Consider the following 23,196-nt stretch of genomic DNA (forward strand, 5'->3'; position numbering starts at 1 on the left):
AAATAACACATCGAAGAAACGCTCCGTTTGGTGTATAATTCACCAGAAAGGATAGGCAGCAGGGGGTGGCCGTGTGAATCTGGAAAACAAGGTTTCAAAGATCGGAAAAAACATGAAATCTTCGATCATAAGGGAGATCCTGAAGTTCGCTGCTGACAAAGACGCCATTTCCTTCGGTGGAGGAGTGCCGGACCCGGAAACCTTCCCGAGGAGGGAACTTGCCGAGATCGCAAAAGAGATCATAGAAAAAGAGTACCACTACACACTCCAGTACTCGACAACAGAAGGGGACCCTCTTTTGAAGAGACAGATTCTGAAACTTCTGGAGCGAATGTACGGTATCACCGGCCTCGACGAAGACAACCTGGTGTTCACCGTGGGATCCCAACAGGCACTGGACCTCATAGGAAAGATATTCCTCGATGACGAGAGTTACTGCGTTCTGGATGATCCGGCCTACCTTGGAGCCATAAACGCTTTCAAACAGTACCTTGCGAACTTCATCGTGGTTCCACTCGAAGACAATGGAATGGATCTGAACATCCTGGAGAGAAAACTCTCAGACATGGATAAAAAGGGAAAAATAAAACAGGTGAAGTTCATATACGTTGTGTCCAACTTCCACAACCCCGCAGGTGTCACTACCTCTCTGGAAAAGAGAAGGGCGCTCGTTGAAATTGCAGAGAAATACGATCTTTTCATCGTGGAAGACGATCCCTACGGTGCTTTGAGGTACGAAGGAGAAACTGTGGATCCCATCTTCAAGATAGGTGGACCAGAAAGGGTGGTTCTTCTCAACACGTTCAGCAAAGTCCTCGCTCCGGGTCTCAGAATAGGAATGGTGGCGGGAAGCAAGGAGTTCATCAGAAAGATCGTTCAGGCGAAGCAGTCAGCGGATCTGTGCAGTCCCGCTATCACTCATCGTCTCGCTGCCCGTTATTTGGAGAGGTACGATCTTCTCGAGCAGTTGAAACCCACCATCGAACTCTACAGAAGAAAGAGAACGGTGATGCTCAACGCTCTCGAAGAGTACTTCTCCGACATACCAGGCGTGAAATGGGTGAAATCGGAAGGCGGTCTCTTCATCTGGCTCACCCTTCCTGAGGGTTTCGACACCTGGGAGATGTTCGAGTACGCGAAGAGAAAGAAGGTGTTTTACGTTCCTGGAAGGGTTTTCAAAGTGTACGACGAGCCGAGTCCCTCTATGAGGCTTTCCTTCTGTCTGCCGCCGGATGAAAAGATCGTTGAAGGGATCAAAAGGCTCAGGGAAGTTGTCCTCGAGTACGGCAAGGAAAAACACCTTCTGTGAGGAGTGAGAGAATGTTTCTGGAAAAACTGGTTGAGATGGCTCGGGGAAAAGGAAAAAAGCTCGCGGTTGCGGCTGCGAACGATGATCACGTGATAGAAGCCGTATACAGGGCTTGGAAGGAGAGAGTGTGCGAGCCCGTTCTGTTCGGTCCAGAGGAAGAGATCACCAGGATCATCGAGGAACTCGTCCCTGAATGGAAGAACCCTCAAATCATAGATTGTCCCCCAGAAGAAGCGGGAAAACTCGCTGTGGAGGCCGTTTCAAAGGGAGAATGCGATTTTCTCATGAAGGGAAAGATAAAGACAGGAGATTTGATGAAGATCTATCTGGACGAAAGGTACGGTCTTCGAACGGGAAAGACGATGGCGATGGTGAGCGTGATGGAGATACCCGATTTCCCGAGGCCTCTCATCATCTCCGATCCCGGTATGCTGATAAGCCCCACTCTGGAACAGAAGGTGGACATGATAGAACACTGTGTTCGAGTGGCAAACGTCATGGGTTTAGAAACACCGAAAGTTGCCGTTGTCGGTGCCATAGAAGTTGTGAATCCAAAGATGCCCATCACGATGGAAGCGGCCATCCTCTCGAAGATGAACCAGAGAGGGCAGATAAAGGGATGTATCGTCGATGGTCCCTTCGCGCTGGACAACGTTGTGTCGGAAGAAGCGGCGAAAAAGAAAGGGATACAAAGCCCTGTGGCGGGAAAGGCCGACATCCTGATACTGCCAGATATAGAGGCGGCGAACATTCTGTACAAAGCTCTGGTTTTTCTTGCTAAAGCGAAATCCGCGTCTACCATTCTTGGTGGGAAAGTCCCTGTAGTTCTCACATCACGTGCAGACTCGGAAGAAACGAAGTTTTATTCCATAGCCCTCTCGGCGGTCTTCGCTTAGAAGACACACTTTTTCAGAACATCGAGGAGGATCAGGTTGGAGAGAAAGCCGTATCTCTCGTAGTTTTTTCTGAACTCTTCTTCCGTTTCTCTGCCACATATGTCAACGATCGTCTTTATGGCGAGGAACTTCTTCTCGTTCTCGTGGCACACCTTTGCCACGGCGGCGGAATCCATATCGACACAGAGGGCTCCCGTTCTTCTTTTTATCTCCTCGGCTTTCTCCTTCACTGTCACAAAGGCGTCCCCGCTTGCTATCAATCCCGTTTTGATCTCTCTGTTTGAATAAGCGATCACCTTGTCTTCAAGATCCTCACTGCCCGAGACGATGATTCCTTCATCACCAAGGGCCGTTTCGAAATCGTACTCAACGTAGGAATCTCCTATCACGACATCCCCAACTTCAACACCTTCCAGACCACCGGCGTTTCCCGTTAGAAAAACAGCATCTATGTTGAACCTGTCCAGAAAAGCCTGAGTAACGAGCGCGGCTTCGACCTTCCCGATGAAACCGTAACTCACGACCACCTCGTTTCTTCCTACAACTCCCCGCTGGTAGTATCTTTTCAAGAGACGTCCTTTTTCCAGGACTTCCATCTCTTTGAGCATGGGTTCCACTTCTATTTTGAACACACCGAGAACCAGGATCACGTTCCCACCTCCAGATGAGAAAAAGGGGCGCAGTGCCCCTTCACTCTCTCTGTCCAAGATACCTGTCTAGCTGGAAGATCACAGACATCTGACCATTTGCCTTTTCTAAAAGATCGAGGATTTCTCTCACTTGATCTTCTTCTTCCACCTGCTCGTCAACGAACCATTTGAGGAAACTCACGGTGGCGTGATCTTTCTCTTCCGAAGCGAGTTCCAGGATGTTGTAAATCGACTGGGTGACGAATTCTTCGTGTTTCAGAGCCGCTTCAAAGGCGTCTTTTATTCCATTCCAATTCGAAGGTGGCTTCTCTATGGCTTCGAGTTCGACCCTTCCTCCTCTTTCGTAGATGTATTCGTAGAACTTCATCGCGTGAGTGAGCTCTTCCTGCGCTTGCTTTTTCATCCAGTGGGCAAAACCCTTGAATCCTTCAGCGTCGAAGTAAGTTGCCATCGAAAGATAGAGATAGGAAGAGTAGATCTCCCTGTTCAACTGATCGTTGAGCGCTTTTCTCACTTTTTCTGAGATAACCATCATCTCACCTCCTACTGTACAATTCTACCACTTGCCACAGTTTTGCCACATTTTTCTGTTAATAATCAAAATGGGGGTGATACGATGAGGAATGGTTTCACGATCGTAGAGCTTTTGATAACTATAGCTGTTCTTCTCATCGGAATACTCTTGGTTCTGGGATTCACAGCGAGAACAATTGTTGCCACTGTTCAGTCGTTTACCACGATCGAGTTAGCGGACGATCTTTTGAAAGCAGCGATGGAAATAAGAAAGGAGATTTTGAAAGCAGGTCCCAGAGCGGATCAGATTTATCCGGAAAATCCTGAAAAAATTTCTTTCCTTGTGAACGTTCCTTTCGGTGGAGAAAAGTACTATTCCAGGAACTACACATACACCATTGCATTTGAAAAACCGGACATCAAATTGTACATCTTCCAGGAAGATTCGAACAGCACAGATACGAGGATACTCGTGACAGATATTTCAACCTGCACATTTTTGGCGGGTACCGGTACTGTCTCTTTTGTTATAGGAAAAGAAAAACACAACATCGAAAGAACCTATTTTATGAGCGTAGCACTTCCCAATCTGAAGTGAAGGGGTGATCTTTATGAGGAATGGTTCCATTCTTGTGACCACTGTGATAATTCTGGTCATCGTTTCCGTTCTGGGAATCTCTGTGTTCTTCGCGTTCAATCAATACCGTGAAAATGTGGAATTGACCGCTCAGAGACTGGAGGCTACTTACAGAGCTTCGAACATTTTGAACCTTGGTGTTGCCTGTCTAAAAAAACACTTCGGTTTTTTGGGGATGGAAATCAACTGGTCCACTGGAAGTGTGACATGGTTTGATGATTTCAGAAAAAGAGTTCTGCTTCAGTCAGATGGAGATGCCTGGGAGAATGTGTTCTCATTGCTGGACACAGAAAAATACTACAATCTTTCTTCAGACATCGATTTCTCTACTGAAGCATCAAAATTGGGATTTTCTAACTTTGAAGCAGTAGCCATTCCGTTCAAGAACAACCCGTTCTTTGCTCTGCTTGTTGTAAGAGCACAAGTCGGAAAGGCTGTGGTTTATAAATACGCTGTTCTTTCTTCAGACTTTCTGAACAAGTACGCGTATTTCACAGAAAAAGAAACAAGACCGGATGGAGATAAGATATACTTCATCACCCAAGATATTATCGATGGGCCTTTCAGATCCAACGATGTGATACACGTGAAAGGAGAGCCTCTTTTCAAAGGAAGCGTGGAGTTCAAGGATATCGATTTGGAAGCAGGAGAAGGTCCAAGATACGAAAATCCGCCTCCGAAGTATCTGACGGAAGAGGACATAAAGAAATACAACATAGAAAAGATAAAAGACTATTACTCACAACAGATCGAGAGAATAGTAAAGCCAGCGTCTGAAGTTGTTCTTTCGAGTGAACCAGTTGGGATAGAACTTCCGTCGATTAATGAATTCGTTGAAAGTTGGGAAGAAAAAGAGAATGACAAGACCATATATTACAAAAAACAACGAGAAATTGTTTACACGCTAGAGTTCAATACTCCGAAAGGAAGTAGTGGGAATGATTACTTGATAAAAGTATCATACAAGGAAGTTTACAGAATCTACAAGAGTGAAGACCAGGAAAAATGGAATTTTGTTAGAGAAGAGGTGTTAGGTGAGGGAGAACTTTTCCACATCAAATCCAAACCAAACAGCGATCAATATCATCTTGTTCTCCAGGGGAATGAAGCAAGAGAATTTCTTGGCCTTGACAGAAACGAGTACGATATATACTTCAACGGTGTTATCAAAACAGACAACGATGTTTATCTGAAAAATATGAGCGAAGGGAACATAAAACCCATGTTCGTTGATGGAAGGTACACCATCGTTGCAAACAACATATATATAGAAGACCACATCATCTACAACGATTACAGAGAAGTTCTGGAAGAGATCGCCGATAAGGAAAAAATAAGCGGGAACTCTGATCAGAAGATCGCACAGGCTGTGATCAGAAAGCTCGGTGTGGACGGAAACATCGAAGAAGATTACTCAGAGCTTTTGAAAAATCACGAATCAGACGATTTCCTCAATCTGGTAGCGTACAAAAATGTGGTGATAACTGACAAAAAGCCTAATATGAAGATTTTTGCAAGTATATACGCTTTCACCGGAAGTTTTTATGTAAAAGGTTACAACGAAAAGGATTTCCTCAAGAACAATGAGCGTGAGCTTACTATTTTTGGTTCTCTTGCACAGTACGTGAGAGGAGCCGTTGGAACTTTCTATTGGTCAAGAGATGGCAAACCTACCATCAAAACTGGTTACCGTAAAAACTACATCTACGACTGGAGAATCCTCAAGGGGTTTTCTGTGTTTGGTACCCCCACTGTGCCGAAGGAATCGAACATACTCAATGTGAGAGAGGTGTATTGACATGAGAAATGGGAGTCTTATAGTTGAAACATTGATAAGTTTGTTTCTCATTCTTCTCACCGTCGTTATATTCACAACGATCATTGTGGGAGTGGCAAAAAATGTGACATTCACCGAAGAATCCATTGAAACCTTTCTTTTTACCAATTTTGCGTACGATTTTCTTTCCAAGTACGAGGTTGGACATGAGATAGAACAAGGTGTGTACGAAGAGATAAACAGAGAATTCTGGAAAGACAAATGGAACGATCAAAATCCTCCTTTTCCTCATATTGATCCTTCAGTTTCAACCGTTGAGGATGTTGCTTTGCCCAGCAGCAGTGACGTGAAATACAAAAAGATCACGTTGAAGATAAAAATCAACGAAGGAGCTTCAATAGAGAGAATTGTTATAATAGGGGATTAAATTTTCCTGCCAACTGACCGATATATATGAATGGAAGATTAGATTCGGAGGGATCCACGATGAGGATCGATCCCACGGATGGGAAAGGAAACGAGGTGCTTCGTAGAGAAATAACGAGAAGGGAGCTACATGTGAAAGAGAACGAGTCGACACCTGTTGCTGAGATGAAAAAACAGCAGGAAGAGGACGTTCAGAGAGCTATAGAAGAATTCTCGAAGAAGCTGGAGAAACTAAGAAAGATCTTCAGAGGAGAGGCTGAATTCAAATACGACAGCGAATTGAACATGGTGATTGTGAAGATAAAAGACACCGAAACAGGAGAGATCATAAGACAGATCCCTCCAGAGGTGATGGTGAAGATCGCAAAGAGCATAAACGAGCTGCTTGGGATCCTCGTAGACGAAAGGGTGTGATCGTATGGACCTGAGTAAAATAGCGAGCACCATAAATATGAGATATTACTCACAGCTGGGTGGTTTCCAGGTGGGGGGAGCTGTCAGCGGACTCGACACCCAGTCCATCATAAACGCTATTCTCGAAGCAGAAAGCCAGCCGCTTCAGAATCTCACAGAAAAGTACGAAAAGTACGAGCTCATGCAAGAAGCCTACACAGAAGTGAAGACCAAACTCAGAGAGTTCAGAGATCTGGTCTACAGTTTCAAACTCCAGAGTACCGTTGTCCAGAAAACAGCCGTTTCTTCCAGCTCTCTTCTTTCAGCTGAGGCTTCCTCTGTGGCCGTCACGGGTGTATACCATGTGAAGATCGTTCAGACCGCAACTTACACCACGTTGGCTGGAGCGAGTGAAGTTGTTCCACCTCCCGATTCAACGAAGACGTTTGGGGAACTCGATTACATGTACACACCTCAGGAAGGAACTGTAAGACTGTACAACAACGAAACGGGAAACTACGTGGAAGTCCAGGTTCTCTCCACAGATACCATAGACGATATTGTCAATAAGTTGAACACCGCTCTTTCCTCTGCTGGAATAACGGGAAGCGTCAGCTACGATACCAGCACCGGCAAAATCAGCATCACTTCCGATAAGAATTTCTCGCTCGTTGACATCACAGGAAACTTCACGAAGGTATTTCATCTGGATGAAGCCAGTCTGAACTACAGTGGAGGAAATTATTCTTTCACCAGCACCGCCTCTGTGAGCGGGCTTTCCACAGCGAAAACTCTTCAGCAGATTGCTACGTACACTTCAAAGACCATAATAAGCGGAAAGGTGAAGATAAACGGTGTGGAGATAGATGTGGATCAGAACGACACGTTGTCTTCTCTTATAGAGAAGATAAACGACAGCGAAGCCGGGGTTACCGCCAGTTATGATTACCATGCGAACAGAGTTGTGATCATTTCAAAGACCTCTGGTCCCGAGGCCATCACCCTGGAAGACACATACGGGACGGGTTTGTTCTCGCTTCTTGGAATAGAAAATCACAGTCTCTACGTGGGTCAGAAGGCTCATCTTCAGATCAGTATGGACGGCACGAACTGGGCGGATGTGTATTCAGATACGAACGACGTGGAGTACAACGGTGTCACTTTCCACATCTCTGGAATGACATCCGAGACGATCACCGTTGATGTGAGAGTCGACACGGATGCGATAGTTGAAAAGATAAAAGAATTCGTGGATAAATGGAACGAAACGATGGATTATCTGAACGAAAAGCTCACAGAAGAGCCGATAACCGATAAATCCGAAGAAGAGATGACAGAAGAAGAGAAGATGAAAGGGGTTCTGAAAGGAGACGATCTGTTAGAAGAGATCTTCTCTCGTCTCAGAGGATTCATCACGTATAAAGCTGAAGGAGACATAAACTACCTCTGGGAACTTGGGATCAGCACAGGAGACATAGGAACCGGATACGAGAACATGATGAAGGGTCATCTCGAAGTGGATGAGGAGAAACTGAGACAGATAGTGGAAGAGGATCCGGACAAGGTGTGGGAATTCTTTGGTGGGGAGAACGGTTTTGCCACACAGCTCGACGATTATCTGTGGGAACTGGTGAAATTCAACGGTAGAATCGACCAGGTCGCGGGAATAAGCGGTCGAATAGAAAGAGAACAGAGATTCCTCGCCACACAGATAGCGAGCTGGATTGAAAGGCTCTCCAAGAGAGAACAGGAACTCTGGAGGAAGTTTTCGGCCATGGAGGAAGTGATCTCTCAGCTTCAGTCCCAGGGAAGCTGGATCTCTCAGGCGTTGCAAAGTAATAATAAGTGATTTTTTTTTGTATGACTTTCGATTTAAAAATCGATCTTTTTAAACGAAGAGCAACCTCTTGAAGGTTGCTCTTTTTGTTTTCTAGTTACTTTGATTATTTGACTGGTACAATAGAGGCATCTATGATATAATGATAGTAAAAAATTTCAAATTATTTTAAATAGACGGGAGAGGGGATTATGAGTATTTTCGTGAAAACCTTTGGCGGGACAAGAGTTATCAAGAACAATGATATCGTGAACGCAAGAGACTGGCCATCGCAAAAAGCGTTTGCCCTGTTCAGGTATCTCATTTTCAGAAGGAACGAAGAAGTGTCCGTCGAAGAGATCTACAACCTCTTTTGGGAAGACATGGACGACACATTCGCGAAATCAAATCTGAACACCACACTCCATATTATAAGGAGAACCACCGGAATAACGAGCGAAGAACTCTTTGTGAAAGGAGATCTCTGCTGTTTCTTCCCGGGAGACAAAATCACCATAGACGCAGATATTTTCGAAGAGTGCCACAGAAATCTGATGAAAGCCACATCGGATATTGAACATGAAAAACTTCTTAAGAGGATGTTCGAGATTTATGCAGGACCGTTTCTAATCGAAGACATTTTCGCAGAATGGGTGCAGGAAATCAGAGAAATCTACGAATCGTGGTACTCAGATGTTTTAAAAGAGCTCTTCAAATTGTATCTGGCAAAAAAAGATTACGACGCCGCCCTCGAGATGGTAAACGCTTATTTTCAGAGAGAGCCTTACGACGAGGATATGTACTACAAAGCAATAGAGGTCCTTCTGAAAAAGGGTGATATCACAAGGGCAAAACGCGTATACGACAAGCTCTCGAGTCATCTTATGGAGATAGGGATCAAACCTCGATTGAAATTCGATGATTTTCTCTCCAAAAGAGGCTCAGAATTCATGCTGAACGGTAACAAGGCAGTGGTGGTTGATGAAAAGCTTTTTGAAAGTTTCCTCTTTCTGGAGAGTCGAAGGAGAGAAAAGTCTTTTGTCCTCGTCGAGGTGAAACTGATGAATAAGAGTATCAGCACTGAAGATGTCTCCCAAAGGGTAGCATCTCATCTTCGAAAGGGAGACGTGATGACCTTCTCAGGTGAAACTATCCGAATTCTCTTCCACTGTCCCGAACAGCGTCGTCCAACAATGGAAAAACGTGTAGCAGACGTCCTCGAGAAAGTTGGAGTGAAGAAAGGTCAGTACGAAATTTCCTGAAAACACAGATCAAAAAATAGCGCCGCTGTCTCGCATTTGAAGCAGCGACGCTCAAAGAAATGTGGTTAATGAATGTATCGGGAGAAATGGGGATAGAGAAGGATCAAAATGAGTACCTCACCCCAACGAAAATCTTGTAGTTTGTAGAGTCATATGATGCTCCTAAAAGAACAGTTATATTCTTGCTGAGATCATACCCTGCACTTAGAGACACCTCCCACGGCGTTTCCTCGAGTGTCCAATGACTTCTGAAAGAAAGGCTCACAGAAAATCTGCTGAGTTTCAGATCTCCCCTACCCCACCAGAGTATTCCGGAGAATTTTGTGAGATCGAAGAGTGCGTACACACCAGCTGAAAGTGAAAGGTTTCCCACACTGGTACGATCTGAAAATCCTACTCCCAAATATCTGAACCGCCAGTAGATAGCCCCGAGTTTCAATTCTTCTCCAAACAGTTTCGTTTCTATGAGAAGTCCATCGGGAAAAGAAGCGGAAAAATGGATGTTTTTGTTCAACCAGAGACTTACTCTGGCTTCTGGATGAGAGGAAAGCAGTATGAAACTCTCTTCAGGCTTTTCTTCTTCTTTACCCATGAACTCCTCAAGTCCAGAAACATTTCCCGCAACGAAGACTTTTTCTTCAGGAGGTTTTTCTACAACGAGAGCCCTGCAGAAAACGATCATTCTGTGTTCTTTCTCATCCGTTTTGAATTTGGAGTAGGCTATCGGCTGGAAATCTTCCTGGGAGATCCAGAGTTTTGTTCGAAGATGCGCACCATCCAGTTTCATTTCGATATCAGATAAAACGCTTTGTTTGTCCAACTGCTGTGGTGTTATCGAAAGGTACATCTCCTGGACCGTTGTCATCCCCTGTGTTACTGTGAGGATCTCCTCCCTTCCTACACGTACAACGGCCGATTTCCCGAGGACAGTGAGGATCCAGGGTTTTGAAAGAATTCTGTAGGAATCGCGTATCACGGGAAATTTCGCCTTTATAGAGAGTGGAAAAAGCTTCAACTCTACCGTATCACTCGAGTAGTGTATCGAACCCTCGTTGGACTCATCGGTACTGAGATAGAGCTCCTCCAGAGAAACTCCAGTTCCAGTGCTTTCTTTCACCTCTGCCATCACGAACTGATACATGATCATGGGTTCCGAGAACACCGTTGCAACAGCGAAAACCAGAAAGATCATCAGCGACCATTTCATGATCACTCACTTCCCTGGATTTCCGCCTTGATGAATATGTAGAGTTCTTTTTGGGAATCTTTTTTCATCGTACCACCGAAGAGGTATCTTATGAGTGGAATCTTGTTCAGTATGGGCACTCCGGAGCTGGTCTGGGCGTTGTCTTCGATGGTGGCACCGGAGATCACAACAGTTTGTCCGTTTTTCAGGAAAAGTGTTGTAGAGAGTTCGTTCTGTTTTACAGCGAATGTTCCGAGTTTTTCTCCTGCGAAGTGACTGACCTTTGGTGAGAGTGTGAGCTCGAGTTCCTCTTTGTCCATCACACGTGGCTGAATGTCGATGCTCACCCCAACGTCTATGGACTCGATCCTGCTCACCGCTCCTTCAGCCTGAAGGAGAACAACCTGTCTTTCTCCCAAGAAGAGAGAAGCCTTTTCTCCGCTCTTCACAATGATCCAGGGATCGGCTGTGATCTTCGCCTTTTGATCTTCTTCGAGGAGTTTCAACTGAGCTAGAATCTGTCCGAAGACGTCTGTCTGAACGTTGATGAGACCTGTTACCAGACCGAGAGTAGCCGACCAGTTCTCGTTGAATTCCTGACCAGAGCCGAAGGAGTAATCTAAACTGTTCAACCCCAGTTCGTTCGAGTAATCTTTGGAAACTTCTGTGACGATCACGCTGATTTTCACCTGCGGTATCGGGATGTCTATCTTTTTGAGATCTTCTTCGAACTCCTGTATGATCTCTTCAGGTGCTGTGATGGTTACCATGTTGTTCTTCTCGTTGAATTTGACGTAGCTCTTGTAAACTGCTGGTAGAAGTTCCTGTGCGTCGGCTGTGGTTATGTATTTCAGCTTGTAGGTCTTTGTAACTGCAAGGTATCTGAAGGCAGGATTCGCTGGGTCCGGTGATCCCACAAAATAAAAGCCGTCCATCTTCTTGAAAACGTATCCTCCAGGCATGAGGATCATCTTCAGTGCCTGTTCCAGGGGTACTTCGTTTAGCTCCATAGTGATGAAACCAGTCACAGTCGTGTCCGCTATGATTGGAATTCCTGTCTGCGCGGATATATCAGCGAGAGCATCCAGAATGTAGGTGTCCTGGAATATGTTGCTCACCAGGGGTTCCTCCTGTGCCGTCATCACCGCCGTTATCAACACGAATAAAACGAAACCGAGTTTTCTCATTCCCCATTCCTCCCTTCCATCTGGAAAGACTTTCTCAAAACGATCGGTGACTTACCGTAGTCGCACCTCGCGAGCAGTTCGTACTGACCTTCTTCCAGAACGACGGGTATGAAGATGCTGAAGATCCTCTTCGTTCCTGGAAGTACGGGATTCGTCGACGAGATCTCTTCCTGGATGAGACTTTCCACTTTTTCTGGTATTATGAGACCTTCGTCCGTCACCTGCTGAGGTGTGATCCTGTTCAAACCGAAAGTGATCTTCGGCAGAAGATGATAGTTCCCCGTGTTCTCAAAGACGATGTCCGCGTAAATACCATCTTCCTTCACGGTGTAAACCAGATCGGCGCTCGCTTCTTTAGTTATATCCTCGTCCTTTCCAGCGAACACGAGAAGATTTGCCCCCACTTCCGTCTGTAAACCACCTTCTGTTTTGAAGATCACATCTGCGTAATAACCTCCCGTGAAATCTTTTGGAATTCTCACGGCGACGCGCACGTTTCTGGACTGTCCAGGTCTCAAACTGAAAGAAGCTGGGGTGAGTTTGATCCACTCGGGAGGAGTACCCCTTTCTTCTTCCGGAAGGATCTCTCCGTAGAGGTCATAAACCAGGGGCAGAATCTTTCCTTCTACCTGAAGGGTCTCTTCTCCCAAGTTCGATACTTTCACTATCGCTGATCTGTAAGATCCTGGAATCGCTTTGATTTCGATATCTGCTGGATCCACGGTGATCATCACAGGATTTGCTTCCTCTTTCTCTTCTTTAGTCTCCACTTTTTCTGACGTTACTGTGAACGTGGTCTCTGCCACGATGGGTCTTCTTCCACCGTAATCGACAACGGCCCTTGCGATGTACTCTCCCGGTGGAAAGAATCTTCTTGTGATCGTTCTCATGTTGACGGTGCTTTCTGGAAGGATCACTCCTCTTCCACCACCGAGAGGCATTTTTGCTATCGTTCTTCCTTCTTTTGTCTTTATCGTGAGAGTTCCCTTTGTGACTATGTGAACGTTACTCCTGTTCAACACGCCGAGTGTGAAGACAAGAGCCCCGTTTCCAATCTGCATCCTTATTGAAGGAATGTCATCTGATCTTTCCACTTTGAAATAGGCTGGAAACGCCTCCACCCTCTGTCTTGTTCCAGAGAGAACAACTTCCAAAAAGCTCGCCATCCTGTACCTGAACTCGACTTCACCGTAGGCTCCCTCTTCAGCGGGTCTCTGGGTCTCCGGTGTTTGAGGTCCCTGAATCTCGAATGTGATCGCCCCGTACAGTCCTCCAGAGACACCCCTTGGTACGTTCACCGTCACGATGACCGTCTTTGTTTCTTTCGGCTGTACGGTGATGGTGTCTGGTTCAACCCGAACCCATCTTGCGATCGAATACTTCGTGCTTCCCGGCTCTCTCAGATCGTACGCTCCATCCACCGTTTCGGTTATATCCATGACCATCGCTTTCAGGGTAACGGGATCGAACTCACTGTCGTTCTCCAGAAAGATCTCGTAACTGAAACTGGTTCCCGGACTCACGGTTTTGCTCACCACGATGGGATCCATTCGAACAGATATTCCCTGAGCGAAAAAAACCGCACTAACAAAAACAACTATCATCAAAACTATCCTTCTCATCCCCATCACTCTCCCAAACAAAATAAAAGGCGAGGGGAGGACCCTCGCCTTCTCTTTCTGAAGAGACTTATCTTTCGCTGTTCACGTAGTTTTCCAGATCTTCCACGTAGTTTCCTTCCTCGTCGATCCACGGTTTTTGGTTCTTAAGTGTGAGTGTGATCGTGCCTGTGTCTCTGTAGGTAGATGCACTGTTACATCTCACAACGTGTATTCTGTTCCAGAGTTTGTAGGTTGCGCCGTCATGGAGGATTTGACTGTCAGGTACTAACAGAGTCACATTGTTGAGATCTGGAGCAGGTGTCCACACTTCTTCCGGTATGGGAAGCTGAGGACCGAACGCGTATTCTACCTCGATCGTGTCGTTAACACTCGTTCCCGTTGCGTACTTCAGGTGATCAAATCCACTGAAGGTGATCTCAAGATCGCTGTTGCTATGAAGTTCTGCTGTTATACAGTTGGCGACGTAGGTTCCGGGTTTTCTCACAAACCAGGTCCACTTCGTTCCCGTAAGGTGCCATTTCACCCACTGGGCGACCTGAACTTCCAGAGTCATGGGAATTTCCCACTGGTGTCTGTTACAGTTTCCGCTCATTCCTTCACTGATTAACGCTCTTGCGTTATTTGGATCACTATCTCCGTAAGTGTAAACCGTTACTTCTTGCTGGGCAAAAAACAGAGAACTCACTATCAAAGCCAACATTATCAACAAAAGTCTTCTCATACCAATCCCCTCCTCAATTGTTCATGATACAACACGTACCAACTTATCTTTCAGGGGTCACGTAATTCGCCAAATCTTCCACGTAGTTTCCTTCTTCGTCGATCCAAGGTTTCTGGTTTTGAAGCGTGAGCAAGATGTATCCGGTGTCTCTGTAGGTGGATGCACTGTTACAATTCACTACCTTGATTCTGTTCCATAGATAGAAGGTCATCCCATCGTGGAGTTCCTGGCTGTCCACCAACGTATAGGAAAGATCGTTTACATCGGGTGCTCTCACCCAGCTTTCAGGATCTGGCATTCCCTCGTCGGTCATAACGGTGTAGTAGGCTTCGATCTTTGGGTTGACACTGCTTGTTCCTGTGTAGGTTGGGTCATCAAAACCACTGAATGTTACCAGAACATCTCCGTTGCTTGCGACAGTTCCCACTATGGAGTTCGCATAGTAGTCTCCAGGTTTTCTCACAAACCAGGTCCACTTCGTTGCGTTCAGACTCCACTCGAGCCACTGGGCAACCTGTACTTCTGTTGTGAATTCAATCTGCCACTCAGGTTTGTTACAGGATCCATCGGCCGGGTACGCACTGAACGCTCTTGCCAGGTCGTTCGTTGCTGGAAGACTGATGTACTGACCATCCTCGTACTTCCAGACCTCAAGTGGTGTCTGTGCCAGGGCGAAAGAGAACAACGCTCCCATCAAAACTAACCAGAGTAACTTTCTCATACAAACCCCTCCTTCTACTCACCTTCTGGTGAGGTATCGACGTACAGTTTAGAGTTGTTGATGGTGAAGGTTATCACACCTTTGCTGATGTAGGTGTCCGCTGACAGACTCCTTGGAACGTTGATTTTTTGCCACAGAGAGAAGCTGTCTTCTAGAAAACTGAGGTCGTCGAACCACTCTGTGGGAATCTCGTCACCATAGGCCACTTTCAGATCCACACTATCTTTCTCGTTCGAAGGATCGGGAAAATTCACGTAGATGGAAAGGTGTGTGTTCGCTTCAACTTCGAGCACTTTCGCAACGTACACGCCGGGTTTCTTCACAAACCAGGTGACCCTTGTACCGCTCAGATGGATCTTTACACACTGTGAAAGCCTTCCTCCCCATGCGGTTTCTTCTCTTCCACTGCTGCTACTCACAACTCCATGAAGGAGAATGTAGAATTTGTTGTTCAGCCTGTTCAACCTGGTGAAACTGTTCTGGAAGAGAAAGGAGAGAGAAACCTCGAAGGTGTAGGTGCTCACAGGTGAGTCGAATTCTTCCTTGAACGGAAACTGACCCGGTGCCTGATTTCCCTCGGGCTCTTCGGAGAGAACGTTGAGGTGTGCTTCTTCCAGATACCACTCATCGTCGATATCCACTCTGACGTAGAGGTTTTCTGAATCGTTCCAGACGGTGACGGTTCCCACCACTGTGTTCTGGCCTGCCCAGAAGCTGAAGAGTTCCTCCCCATCTCCCAGCTCGTATTCCATGTAGTAGTACCACTGACCCTTTCCGCGATAGGAGTTCATTTCAACAACGCTTCCTGTGGTTTGTCTCTGAGCAGGTGGGAGAACGAACACGTCTTCTTTGACCTCCTTTTCCCACCTCCCGGTTTCACTGTCGTATCTGTAGGTTGTGATGGAAAAAGACAGACTGAAAAGAACAACGATGAAAACCCCCAATCCCCACTTCTTCACGGATTTCGCCCCCCTACGATTCAAACTCTACCCACTGATCTCAAATTGCGAAGAAAGGAAAGGAAAACTTCAATGAGTCTTTAATGAAAAAACAATAAAGATTGGTACACTTTGTTCGGGGGTGATGAACATGGAAGTGAAGATAGAAAAACCCACACCGGAAAAACTCAAAGAACTCGGTGTGGAAAGGTGGCCTATCTGGGAAAAGGAAGTCAGTGAGTTCGACTGGTACTACGACACGAACGAGACCTGCTACATTCTGGAAGGGAAAGTGGAGGTAACAACGGAGGACGGAAAAAAGTACGTGATCGAAAAAGGAGATCTCGTCACATTCCCTAAGGGCTTGAGGTGCAGATGGAAGGTCCTGGAGCCTGTGAGGAAACACTACAACCTGTTTTGAACTTGAAATATCCCAAAAAGTGTCGTAGAATAATGGTGCACCACGCTAGGCGGGGGGTTGGCGGTCCCCTGTACCCGAAATCCGCCATATGCGGGGCCGAACTCCCACCCGAGGCTCTTCGGGTCGGGAAACGGTGTGGTTCGGAAGCGATGAAGGTCGGGTCCTACGCAACGGAGCCCTGTGAACCTGGTCAGGCCCGGGAGGGAGCAGCCATAAGCAGGTGTCTCCGTGTGCCGTGGGGGTGCCCGACCGGAGCTCTCCGACCACGTACGCCCCGGTCCGGGGATGTCGACGGTGGGTGCGTGGTGCATCTTTTGTTTGGCTACACCATCGTCGAGGTTCTCAGTTTGCTTTTCTGTTTCTGCACGATCGCACTGATCGGCTTTCTCTCCCTCTCTCTTGCCCTGGAGACAAAAGCCCACCTTGTGAACGATCTGGACAGAACACTCGATGAACTCTACGCTGTGGATTTCATGAGGCACGAGTACGAGGTGAAAAAGGCAGAAACACCTTCTTCCTCCGTTACTCCATCCTGTCTGAGTTTCAATGCAGATTACAAGGGAAAAAGCGGCAGGATCTCTTACATTGTGGTCTTCAACGATGGACTGTACAAACTGATTCGAAGAGGATTGAGTGGTGAAGGAAACAACTATCTACTCGAAACGAAGAAGAAGATAGTTTTCCTTCAGGATGGAAAGGTGTTCTCCGTGAGGATAGGAGGCACAACCTACGATCTTGGGGTTTCAGAGTAGTCCTCTGTGTTTTATGAAGTAGTACACCACTATCCAGCTTCCCAGCATCACCTTCAGATACACGATCACGTTGGCTAAAACGATGAGGTTCCTTCCAGGAAGAATCAGGAAAGCAAGGAAAAGAAAGAGAGCCATGATCATCTTCTCGAGAGAGTGTACACGCATCCTTTCGAACTTCCTCTCGAAATTTTCGAACTCCTCGACCATGGCTATCAATGCAAGAGCCGTTCCACCCGCAACTCCGGCCGAGAACCCCCCACCGGGACTCACATGACCCTCGATCGCAAGGTACAGAGATCCCACCAGAAGAAAGAACGCGATGAAACGTGTGAAGATCCTGATGGAAACGTCTGATATACTCTTTATCTCTTCAGGAGCGGGAAGGTACGACATGTGAAAGGAGACTCCCAGAACCGCAAGGGAAAAGATGAGCACCTCGAACACCGTATCGTACACCCTGTTCAGAAGGTATATCTGCGTTATGGGATTTTCCACCACAGTATCTCTGAGATCTATGGGAATCTTTTCGAAACTCCCACTTGCAACCAGCACAGCCCCAAAAATCACAAGCACCGCTATCCAGACCCATCTCATCTGCTCTCCTCCCCAAAATACTTCCTCTTGAGCCTTTCTACAAATTCCTTTTCTGTTTTCAAAAAGCGTCTGAACCGGCTCTTCAGTTCCTCGTCGGCAAAGAGTATATGGTAGCTTCCTTCCTTCTGAAAGATATGGTTCAGTTCTTCTCCTCGATAGGTCCTGTCCATGTATCTCAGAAGGTCGATCTTTTCGTCTTCGAGGTAAAAGATCTTCGTTTCCAGGTATCCCTTCCTGTCTTCTCTGAAAACACCACCGCACCCGATGTCTATCCTTCCATCATTCAGTGCCTTCATCAGATCATCGAGAGAGTCGTATTCCACGAACTCCATCCCGTAATCGTACTTTTCGCAGAAGCTCTTCACGAGTTCGTATTCGAAGCCTGTGAAAGCTTCTCCGATCTTCTCAAAGAGCAGTCTCACGGGTGTGAATCCAACTTTTATTCTGTCTCTGGATTTGAGAGCTATGAGATAAACAAGGGTTGTGAGAAGGGCCCCCAGGAGTGCCTCGGCTATGGCGACGTCTGGTGCGGCAAGAACGGTGTAAAGTAGTGTCGCCAGAACGCTGATGGCGGTCCTTCCAATGACCGAAAACATTCTCACCGGTGTGAAGATCGTGTAGAAAGAGATTGTTATCATCGAAAGGAGAACGATGTACTCTATCAAGAGGATCCCTCCGTGTACATACGCGCTATCACGTGGGAGATGAACGGTCCCCACACGAGCAGAATCACCATCATGAGGACGGTCCTTGAGACATCCTCCCAGAAGTTGAAAACCACAAAGAGCGATCCCACCGTGTCGGATATACCTATGAAGTGTATCTTCAGGTAAAAATCCCTCTTTATGAGAGCAAAGAAAGTACCAAGGCACATCAGTGCCACACCGATGTAGATCATTCCTTTCTCCCCCTCAGAAAGTATGAGAAAAGAACCACACCACTTCCACCGGCAAGCAGGTAGAAGATGGCAACATCCCGCACCTGGGAAAGTCCCGGAACAAGGTACGACAGTGCGTATATCAGAACACCTGTTTTGGTAGAAAGTGAGGAGATCCCGAGTAGTTTCTCCCACCGGTTTCTTCCCAAAACAGCCAGGATAACACTCAAAACGAGAGGAACGGTGAGTATCCAGATCATCTTCTCCCCACCCGATGAACCACTATGTACCCTTCATCGGAAACGACAACCAGCGTTTTTGGAGTGAGAGTGATCGTGAGGGTCTTTTCCAGTTCTTCCCATTCATCCTCCACCGAAACCTCGTAGGCACTTCTCTCCCTGGACGACAGCATCACCACAATCGATTCGAAGATCGCCTTCGGCGTGTGGTAGATGAGTTTGAGAACAAGAACCGGGAATCTCTCAAAATGCGTGGGTCTTGTGAACAGGTAGGCAGCGAGGCTCATGAGAGCCCCAAGGACAACGGTCAGAATGGTGACTCTTTGGGAAAGAATCACAAAGAAAACTGTCCCCGTCACCACTGCAGCGAAAACAGACACATCATCACCGTCCCAAGAAGGTAGATTCCAAGCATGGAATCGAAATCCTCCAGAGGGTACCTTTCGATCCTGCACCTTCTGAAAAGAAGATGAACCAGAAGGCCTGATCCTATCAAAAGAACACTCTCAAGCGATGATTTCCAGTTTGCAAAGAAAATTCCGATCACAACGGATGAAGCGGCAAGTATTACGCTGTAGGGTTTTATCCTTCCCTGACCTGAAAAAACAAACGGCTTCATCAAAAACCGCCAGAACGTGGCGGCAGTTCCAGCGAAGGCGATCTCCATCAGAAGTTTTTCCCAGCCGTGGATTTCCAGAAGCACCATGTTCTTCGAAAAACCCGAAAACCCGGGAAAGCCCATGATCGAAAGACTGGCCAGTGCAAGCGAAAGCCACGTCCAGAAATCGAGTCTTTCCCATTCTTCTGTGTTCCTGCCGGGAAGTTCGTCTTTCAGAAGAAAGAGCCACGACTTGGAAACACCGTGTGCCAGCGAGTACACAGGAGCGGTTATGGGGGACACGAGGACTATTCCGATCTGCGAGAGCGTGCTGTAGGCAAGCGTTCTTTTGTAATCCCTGGAAAGAAAAGCAAGGACAGCTCCGGAAAGAGCCGAGAATATTGCAAAGTACTCTATCAATTCCCAGTTCACAATTTCTTCCATCCTCAAAAGGCCGTAGACTGCACTCTTTACGACCACACCAGAGAGGACGGCAGAGATCACCGTTTCCGCTTCGGAGTGAAGTTGTGGAAGCCACATGCTGAACAGAAAAACTCCTGCCCTCAGAAGAAGTCCGGACGTGATCAGGGAAGTGGCAAAGGGATTTTCGGATAATCCGGATATGGAGAGGGTGCCGTTTTCTGCGTACAGAATGGCAACACCTGTGAGGTACACGTTCATACCGATCGTTCCAAGGATCAGGTATTTGAAAGCGGACCAGTATTGAACCTTCTTTCTTCCCTCCACAACCAGCAGAAAGGTGAGAAGAGATACCGCCTCGATCGTCACGTAGAGGTTGAACAGATCGGCGCTCACGAAAGTGAGATTGAGAACCCCAATAAGGACAAGGAGAAGATTCGAAAGATTCACACTCATCTTCCTGGTAAAGACAGCAAGGAAGACCAGGGCGGTGAGCAGAAGGAAGTAATGTGATATGTGATCTAGCAGAAGGTGTACACCGAACTCCCCTGTCAGTGTGAGATCGAATCTGTAATTGCCGAAAACAACACCGAGAATGAAAAGAAAATTGATCCATACCATCCACACCGGAGCTTTTCTTTTTAAAGAAAGAAGAACAATACCGAGTGCCACAAGAAAGAAATTGTAGGAAAGGAAAATCACTCTTTTTCTCCCCCTCGATTCCTGTCGAGTCTGTCGGAAGAGACAGAAGAATACTTCGAGGAAATCACGCTTGCTATGGTGACGAGAAGAGCGACGGTTGCAAAACCGATCACTATCGAGGTGATGATAAGGGCCTGCGGAACAGGATCGGCCGCACCCGGATGAAATGGTATCGGAACATCCTTTCCCTGCTTTCTTGACACGATCACGAAGAAGCTGACAACCCCGGTTCCCATGATGTCGAGCGAGATGATCTTCTTGATGAGATCTCTGTTCACAAGAACGCCCAGAAGACCTGCCAGTACCACCATCAAAGAGAGCCGTTCAAGCATCTTTCTATCACCTCTTTTCCCACAAGGAAAAGAGCATCGGCGTAGGTCAGTTCGTCGAACAGAAATTCATCTCCCACCTTCACTTTTTCTGATTCAAACCACACGAGGTAATTTTTCGGAGCAACCACATTGGTCGGGTTCAATTTCCTCATCACCTTCTTCATGACTGCCCTTCTCACCCTGTCCCCAAGGGCAGGATCCAGGGGACCTGCCACCACGTATCTTCTGAGTTCAACCGGAACGTGGTATCCTATCCTAATCACCCGAACCCCCCAACCTTCCAGAATACACACGAGGTCAGAGCAAATATCTATCGCTTCCTCCAGGTCGAGCGGACTGTATTGAGAAGCCTCCATCATTCTGTGAAGCTCCGTCCCTTCAAAGACCAGAGTGGGATGTATCCTCACCAGGTCAGCACCACACTCTATCGTTCTCAGGGCAGAAAGTATCTCGCCTTCTCTGCTGCTTTTCGGCAGTCCCACCATCAGATGCACGCTCAATCTGAACCCCATTTTCTTAATGAGTTTACAGGCCTTTTCTGCCTCATCGGAGGTGTAACCCCTCTTTGAAGCCTCCAGCACCTCGTCCGAGAAGGACTGAACTCCCACTTCGATCGTTTCGACATCGTATTTTTTCAGAATCTCGAGTTTTTCCACCGTCACCTCGTCTGGACGGGTGGAGATCCTGATCGATTTCACCACGGGAAACCTTCTGACGAAACTCAGGTACTCCTCCATCTTCTGCTCGGAAAGGCCGGTGAACGTTCCACCGTAGAATCCCAGTTCGTATTCTTTGGATGTTTTCGAATACTCCTCTATGAGTTGTGCGATGTCATCAAGAGACGGGACCTTCACCTGTCCCGTCGCTTTCACCTGGTCGCAGAAGACGCATCTTTTCCTACAGCCTGCATAAGGAAGAAACACAGGGATGATCTTCATGTTTTTTCCGCCACCAGCTTTTCGTAGGCTTTCCTTGCTGCGTCTTTCTCGGCTTCCTTCTTCGTTCTTCCCCTGCCAACGGCAAGTGTCTCATCGTTCACACGGACTTCGACAACGAACAGTTTCTCACTGCCGTTTTTCTCCGTTCTCACCAGCACGTATTCCGGTGGTGTCTTGTGTTCCCTCTGCACGATCTCCTGAAGTGCGGTCTTGTAATCGAACAGTATTTCTCCCTTCATGATCTTTTCTATGTAGGACTCGAACTCATCCTCGAAGAGATCCTTGATCTTCTGGTAGCCCTGGTCCAGATAGAGTGCGGCAAGCAATGCCTCGAAGGCATCCGCAAGGATGGAATCTCGCTCTCTTCCTCCTGTCTTCTCCTCTCCTTTTCCAAGAAACAGGTACTTTCCCAGTTCCAGCCTTCTGGAAACCCTCGCGAGGACTTCCTCACTCGCAACGGCGGACTTCACACGGGCCAGATCGCCCACTTCCGCTTCGGGATATTTCCGGTACAGAATCTCACAGACAAAAAGTTCCAGAACAGCGTCACCGAGAAATTCCAGTTTTTCGTTTGACTCTACATCTTCCCTTCCGGCCTGTTTCTGCTCGTTCGCATAGGAACTGTGACAGAGTGCACGAAAGAGAAGTTCTTCATCGTTGAAAAGAACTCCCAGTCTTTTCTGAAGTTCTTCCACTGTTCTTCTCTCACTCTCAGTCAACGAGACTCACCTCTTCCAGAAGGTCTCCTTCCAGTGAACGAAGCTGGAATTTCTTCCTCTCCGTATCGATGATACCAAATGTTGGACCGTCTTCTGATTTGGGCAGTGCGGGTGATCCAGGGTTTATCAGGAGTATTCCCCCTCTTTTCTCGACCATGGGAACGTGTGTGTGTCCGAACAGGATCACTCCACAGTCATGGGATTTCGCAAGCAAGGTAGGATCTCCTTCATCGTACTCGAACTGGTCGCCGTGGACAAGAAGGATCTTCACATCATCGAGGTACTCTATCCCTATTCGTGGCATTTCTGGTATCCCCAGAAATCGTACATCCACGTCCGCATCACAGTTTCCACGGATGTACCTGATGCGGTATTTCTTCAAAAGAGAGGCAAGCTCCTTCGGATTGTAATCGTCCGGCAGAGGATTTCTTGGCCCGTGGTAGAGAACGTCTCCAAGGTGCCATATCTCATCGAAGGCACCGGCGATTTTCAGGATCTTTTCCACAGGAGAGAAGGCCCCGTGGGTGTCTGAGACAACGAGAATTTTCAA

At 47.0% G+C, this 23,196-nt stretch carries 28 protein-coding genes and 1 other RNA gene; 11 read left to right on the top strand and 18 right to left on the bottom strand.

The annotated features are described in order from the left end of the window. The first annotated feature begins 73 nt into the window (after window positions 1-73). Entirely contained in the window at window positions 74-1,309 is a 1,236-nt protein-coding gene (locus CTN_RS07205) for an aminotransferase-like domain-containing protein (protein WP_015919909.1), read from the top strand. An 11-nt stretch (window positions 1,310-1,320) separates the two neighbouring features. After that, entirely contained in the window at window positions 1,321-2,205 is an 885-nt protein-coding gene (locus tag CTN_RS07210) for a phosphate acetyltransferase (protein ID WP_038067955.1), read from the top strand. Here the strand turns inward: CTN_RS07210 and mtnN are convergent. Continuing rightward, the gene (mtnN, locus tag CTN_RS07215; protein WP_008195634.1) at window positions 2,202-2,855 is read right to left on the bottom strand and encodes a 5'-methylthioadenosine/S-adenosylhomocysteine nucleosidase; all 654 of its coding nucleotides are present in this window, start codon (window positions 2,853-2,855) and stop codon (window positions 2,202-2,204) included. The genes CTN_RS07210 and mtnN overlap by 4 nt on opposite strands. 40 nt (window positions 2,856-2,895) lie before the next feature. After that, a complete protein-coding gene (locus CTN_RS07220) occupies window positions 2,896-3,387 on the bottom strand; it encodes a ferritin (protein ID WP_004080283.1) in 492 nt (163 codons plus the stop codon). A gap of 84 nt (window positions 3,388-3,471) precedes the next feature. On the opposite strand from CTN_RS07220, the gene CTN_RS07225 reads away from it, so the two are divergent. From CTN_RS07225 to CTN_RS07250, 6 genes are all read left to right on the top strand, one after another. Then, window positions 3,472-3,966, top strand: coding sequence for a prepilin-type N-terminal cleavage/methylation domain-containing protein (locus CTN_RS07225; protein ID WP_004080285.1), 495 nt, complete (start codon window positions 3,472-3,474; stop codon window positions 3,964-3,966). A 13-nt stretch (window positions 3,967-3,979) separates the two neighbouring features. Further along, window positions 3,980-5,803 carry a hypothetical protein gene (locus CTN_RS07230; RefSeq protein ID WP_041437765.1) on the top strand — a complete coding sequence of 608 codons (1,824 nt, stop codon included), beginning with the start codon at window positions 3,980-3,982 and terminating at the stop codon, window positions 5,801-5,803. A gap of 1 nt (window position 5,804) precedes the next feature. After that, a complete protein-coding gene (locus tag CTN_RS07235; RefSeq protein WP_004080292.1) occupies window positions 5,805-6,209 on the top strand; it encodes a hypothetical protein in 405 nt (134 codons plus the stop codon). A 59-nt stretch (window positions 6,210-6,268) separates the two neighbouring features. Beyond that, entirely contained in the window at window positions 6,269-6,622 is a 354-nt protein-coding gene (locus tag CTN_RS07240) for a flagellar protein FlaG (RefSeq protein ID WP_004080293.1), read from the top strand. Window positions 6,623-6,626: 4 nt separating this feature from the next. After that, window positions 6,627-8,450, top strand: a complete 1,824-nt coding sequence (gene fliD, locus CTN_RS07245) for a flagellar filament capping protein FliD (RefSeq protein ID WP_015919914.1) — start codon at window positions 6,627-6,629, stop codon at window positions 8,448-8,450. A gap of 179 nt (window positions 8,451-8,629) precedes the next feature. Beyond that, window positions 8,630-9,679 carry an AfsR/SARP family transcriptional regulator gene (locus CTN_RS07250; protein WP_012311281.1) on the top strand — a complete coding sequence of 350 codons (1,050 nt, stop codon included), beginning with the start codon at window positions 8,630-8,632 and terminating at the stop codon, window positions 9,677-9,679. Between the two features lie 103 nt (window positions 9,680-9,782). Here the strand turns inward: CTN_RS07250 and CTN_RS07255 are convergent, their stop codons facing one another. The 6 genes from CTN_RS07255 to CTN_RS07280 form a co-directional block, all read right to left on the bottom strand. Continuing rightward, window positions 9,783-10,886, bottom strand: a complete 1,104-nt coding sequence (locus CTN_RS07255; RefSeq protein ID WP_038067836.1) for a hypothetical protein — start codon at window positions 10,884-10,886, stop codon at window positions 9,783-9,785. A gap of 2 nt (window positions 10,887-10,888) precedes the next feature. Continuing rightward, the gene (locus CTN_RS07260; RefSeq protein WP_015919916.1) at window positions 10,889-12,052 is read right to left on the bottom strand and encodes a type II secretion system protein GspD; all 1,164 of its coding nucleotides are present in this window, start codon (window positions 12,050-12,052) and stop codon (window positions 10,889-10,891) included. Next, a complete protein-coding gene (locus tag CTN_RS07265) occupies window positions 12,049-13,680 on the bottom strand; it encodes a hypothetical protein (RefSeq protein WP_038067838.1) in 1,632 nt (543 codons plus the stop codon). The genes CTN_RS07260 and CTN_RS07265 overlap by 4 nt, the downstream gene beginning before the upstream one ends. Before the next feature lie 61 nt (window positions 13,681-13,741). Then, window positions 13,742-14,395 (bottom strand): hypothetical protein, encoded by a 654-nt coding sequence (locus tag CTN_RS07270; RefSeq protein ID WP_015919918.1) that lies wholly within the window; start codon window positions 14,393-14,395, stop codon window positions 13,742-13,744. Between the two features lie 43 nt (window positions 14,396-14,438). Continuing rightward, window positions 14,439-15,116: a hypothetical protein gene (locus CTN_RS07275; protein WP_012311286.1), complete on the bottom strand. Its 678-nt coding sequence runs from the start codon at window positions 15,114-15,116 to the stop codon at window positions 14,439-14,441. Between the two features lie 14 nt (window positions 15,117-15,130). Further along, the gene (locus tag CTN_RS07280; protein WP_038067841.1) at window positions 15,131-16,075 is read right to left on the bottom strand and encodes a hypothetical protein; all 945 of its coding nucleotides are present in this window, start codon (window positions 16,073-16,075) and stop codon (window positions 15,131-15,133) included. Between the two features lie 130 nt (window positions 16,076-16,205). On the opposite strand from CTN_RS07280, the gene CTN_RS07285 reads away from it, so the two are divergent. The 3 genes from CTN_RS07285 (at window position 16,206) to CTN_RS07290 (ending at window position 17,227) form a co-directional block, all read left to right on the top strand. Next, window positions 16,206-16,475, top strand: a complete 270-nt coding sequence (locus tag CTN_RS07285; protein ID WP_038067843.1) for a cupin domain-containing protein — start codon at window positions 16,206-16,208, stop codon at window positions 16,473-16,475. A 40-nt stretch (window positions 16,476-16,515) separates the two neighbouring features. Continuing rightward, an RNA gene (gene ffs, locus CTN_RS09740) (signal recognition particle sRNA large type) lies at window positions 16,516-16,781 on the top strand. Beyond that, window positions 16,781-17,227 carry a hypothetical protein gene (locus CTN_RS07290; protein WP_049750498.1) on the top strand — a complete coding sequence of 149 codons (447 nt, stop codon included), beginning with the start codon at window positions 16,781-16,783 and terminating at the stop codon, window positions 17,225-17,227. The genes ffs and CTN_RS07290 overlap by 1 nt, the downstream gene beginning before the upstream one ends. Here CTN_RS07290 and CTN_RS07295 read toward each other — a convergent pair. The 10 genes from CTN_RS07295 to yfcE are packed head-to-tail and all read right to left on the bottom strand — an operon-like array spanning window position 17,219 to window position 23,196. Beyond that, the gene (locus CTN_RS07295) at window positions 17,219-17,821 is read right to left on the bottom strand and encodes a Na(+)/H(+) antiporter subunit B (protein ID WP_015919922.1); all 603 of its coding nucleotides are present in this window, start codon (window positions 17,819-17,821) and stop codon (window positions 17,219-17,221) included. The two genes, CTN_RS07290 and CTN_RS07295, sit on opposite strands and share 9 nt — an antisense overlap. Next, window positions 17,818-18,486: a Na(+)/H(+) antiporter subunit B gene (locus CTN_RS07300; protein WP_015919923.1), complete on the bottom strand. Its 669-nt coding sequence runs from the start codon at window positions 18,484-18,486 to the stop codon at window positions 17,818-17,820. The genes CTN_RS07295 and CTN_RS07300 overlap by 4 nt, the downstream gene beginning before the upstream one ends. Beyond that, window positions 18,483-18,719, bottom strand: a complete 237-nt coding sequence (locus tag CTN_RS07305) for a monovalent cation/H(+) antiporter subunit G (protein WP_015919924.1) — start codon at window positions 18,717-18,719, stop codon at window positions 18,483-18,485. Before CTN_RS07305 ends, CTN_RS07300 begins: the two co-directional genes overlap by 4 nt. Next, a complete protein-coding gene (locus CTN_RS07310) occupies window positions 18,716-18,958 on the bottom strand; it encodes a hypothetical protein (protein WP_015919925.1) in 243 nt (80 codons plus the stop codon). The genes CTN_RS07305 and CTN_RS07310 overlap by 4 nt, the downstream gene beginning before the upstream one ends. After that, window positions 18,955-19,317 (bottom strand): Na+/H+ antiporter subunit E, encoded by a 363-nt coding sequence (locus tag CTN_RS07315; RefSeq protein WP_015919926.1) that lies wholly within the window; start codon window positions 19,315-19,317, stop codon window positions 18,955-18,957. Before CTN_RS07315 ends, CTN_RS07310 begins: the two co-directional genes overlap by 4 nt. Beyond that, the gene (locus tag CTN_RS07320; RefSeq protein ID WP_015919927.1) at window positions 19,293-20,657 is read right to left on the bottom strand and encodes a cation:proton antiporter; all 1,365 of its coding nucleotides are present in this window, start codon (window positions 20,655-20,657) and stop codon (window positions 19,293-19,295) included. Before CTN_RS07320 ends, CTN_RS07315 begins: the two co-directional genes overlap by 25 nt. Continuing rightward, window positions 20,654-20,968 carry a cation:proton antiporter subunit C gene (locus CTN_RS07325; protein WP_244857339.1) on the bottom strand — a complete coding sequence of 105 codons (315 nt, stop codon included), beginning with the start codon at window positions 20,966-20,968 and terminating at the stop codon, window positions 20,654-20,656. Before CTN_RS07325 ends, CTN_RS07320 begins: the two co-directional genes overlap by 4 nt. Then, window positions 20,968-21,927, bottom strand: a complete 960-nt coding sequence (locus CTN_RS07330; RefSeq protein ID WP_015919929.1) for an elongator complex protein 3 — start codon at window positions 21,925-21,927, stop codon at window positions 20,968-20,970. Before CTN_RS07330 ends, CTN_RS07325 begins: the two co-directional genes overlap by 1 nt. Beyond that, window positions 21,924-22,646, bottom strand: coding sequence for a ribonuclease III (gene rnc / locus CTN_RS07335; protein ID WP_015919930.1), 723 nt, complete (start codon window positions 22,644-22,646; stop codon window positions 21,924-21,926). Before rnc ends, CTN_RS07330 begins: the two co-directional genes overlap by 4 nt. Then, window positions 22,639-23,196, bottom strand: coding sequence for a phosphodiesterase (gene yfcE, locus CTN_RS07340; protein ID WP_038067848.1), 558 nt, complete (start codon window positions 23,194-23,196; stop codon window positions 22,639-22,641). Before yfcE ends, rnc begins: the two co-directional genes overlap by 8 nt.

The sequence above is a fragment of the Thermotoga neapolitana DSM 4359 genome (genome assembly GCF_000018945.1).
Classification (GTDB): domain Bacteria; phylum Thermotogota; class Thermotogae; order Thermotogales; family Thermotogaceae; genus Thermotoga; species Thermotoga neapolitana.

Coding starts and splice junctions, on each gene's coding strand:
- CTN_RS07210 (WP_038067955.1), top strand. CDS start 1,321: ATGTTTCTGGAAAAACTGGTTGAGATGGCTCGGGGAAAAGGAAAAAAG.
- CTN_RS07220 (WP_004080283.1), bottom strand. CDS start 3,387: ATGGTTATCTCAGAAAAAGTGAGAAAAGCGCTCAACGATCAGTTGAAC.
- CTN_RS07225 (WP_004080285.1), top strand. CDS start 3,472: ATGAGGAATGGTTTCACGATCGTAGAGCTTTTGATAACTATAGCTGTT.
- CTN_RS07230 (WP_041437765.1), top strand. CDS start 3,980: ATGAGGAATGGTTCCATTCTTGTGACCACTGTGATAATTCTGGTCATC.
- CTN_RS07235 (WP_004080292.1), top strand. CDS start 5,805: ATGAGAAATGGGAGTCTTATAGTTGAAACATTGATAAGTTTGTTTCTC.
- CTN_RS07240 (WP_004080293.1), top strand. CDS start 6,269: ATGAGGATCGATCCCACGGATGGGAAAGGAAACGAGGTGCTTCGTAGA.
- fliD (WP_015919914.1), top strand. CDS start 6,627: ATGGACCTGAGTAAAATAGCGAGCACCATAAATATGAGATATTACTCA.
- CTN_RS07250 (WP_012311281.1), top strand. CDS start 8,630: ATGAGTATTTTCGTGAAAACCTTTGGCGGGACAAGAGTTATCAAGAAC.
- CTN_RS07255 (WP_038067836.1), bottom strand. CDS start 10,886: ATGAAATGGTCGCTGATGATCTTTCTGGTTTTCGCTGTTGCAACGGTG.
- CTN_RS07260 (WP_015919916.1), bottom strand. CDS start 12,052: ATGAGAAAACTCGGTTTCGTTTTATTCGTGTTGATAACGGCGGTGATG.
- CTN_RS07265 (WP_038067838.1), bottom strand. CDS start 13,680: ATGGGGATGAGAAGGATAGTTTTGATGATAGTTGTTTTTGTTAGTGCG.
- CTN_RS07270 (WP_015919918.1), bottom strand. CDS start 14,395: ATGAGAAGACTTTTGTTGATAATGTTGGCTTTGATAGTGAGTTCTCTG.
- CTN_RS07275 (WP_012311286.1), bottom strand. CDS start 15,116: ATGAGAAAGTTACTCTGGTTAGTTTTGATGGGAGCGTTGTTCTCTTTC.
- CTN_RS07285 (WP_038067843.1), top strand. CDS start 16,206: ATGGAAGTGAAGATAGAAAAACCCACACCGGAAAAACTCAAAGAACTC.
- CTN_RS07295 (WP_015919922.1), bottom strand. CDS start 17,821: ATGAGATGGGTCTGGATAGCGGTGCTTGTGATTTTTGGGGCTGTGCTG.
- CTN_RS07305 (WP_015919924.1), bottom strand. CDS start 18,719: ATGATCTACATCGGTGTGGCACTGATGTGCCTTGGTACTTTCTTTGCT.
- CTN_RS07310 (WP_015919925.1), bottom strand. CDS start 18,958: ATGATCTGGATACTCACCGTTCCTCTCGTTTTGAGTGTTATCCTGGCT.
- CTN_RS07325 (WP_244857339.1), bottom strand. CDS start 20,968: ATGGTGGTACTGGCAGGTCTTCTGGGCGTTCTTGTGAACAGAGATCTC.
- CTN_RS07330 (WP_015919929.1), bottom strand. CDS start 21,927: ATGAAGATCATCCCTGTGTTTCTTCCTTATGCAGGCTGTAGGAAAAGA.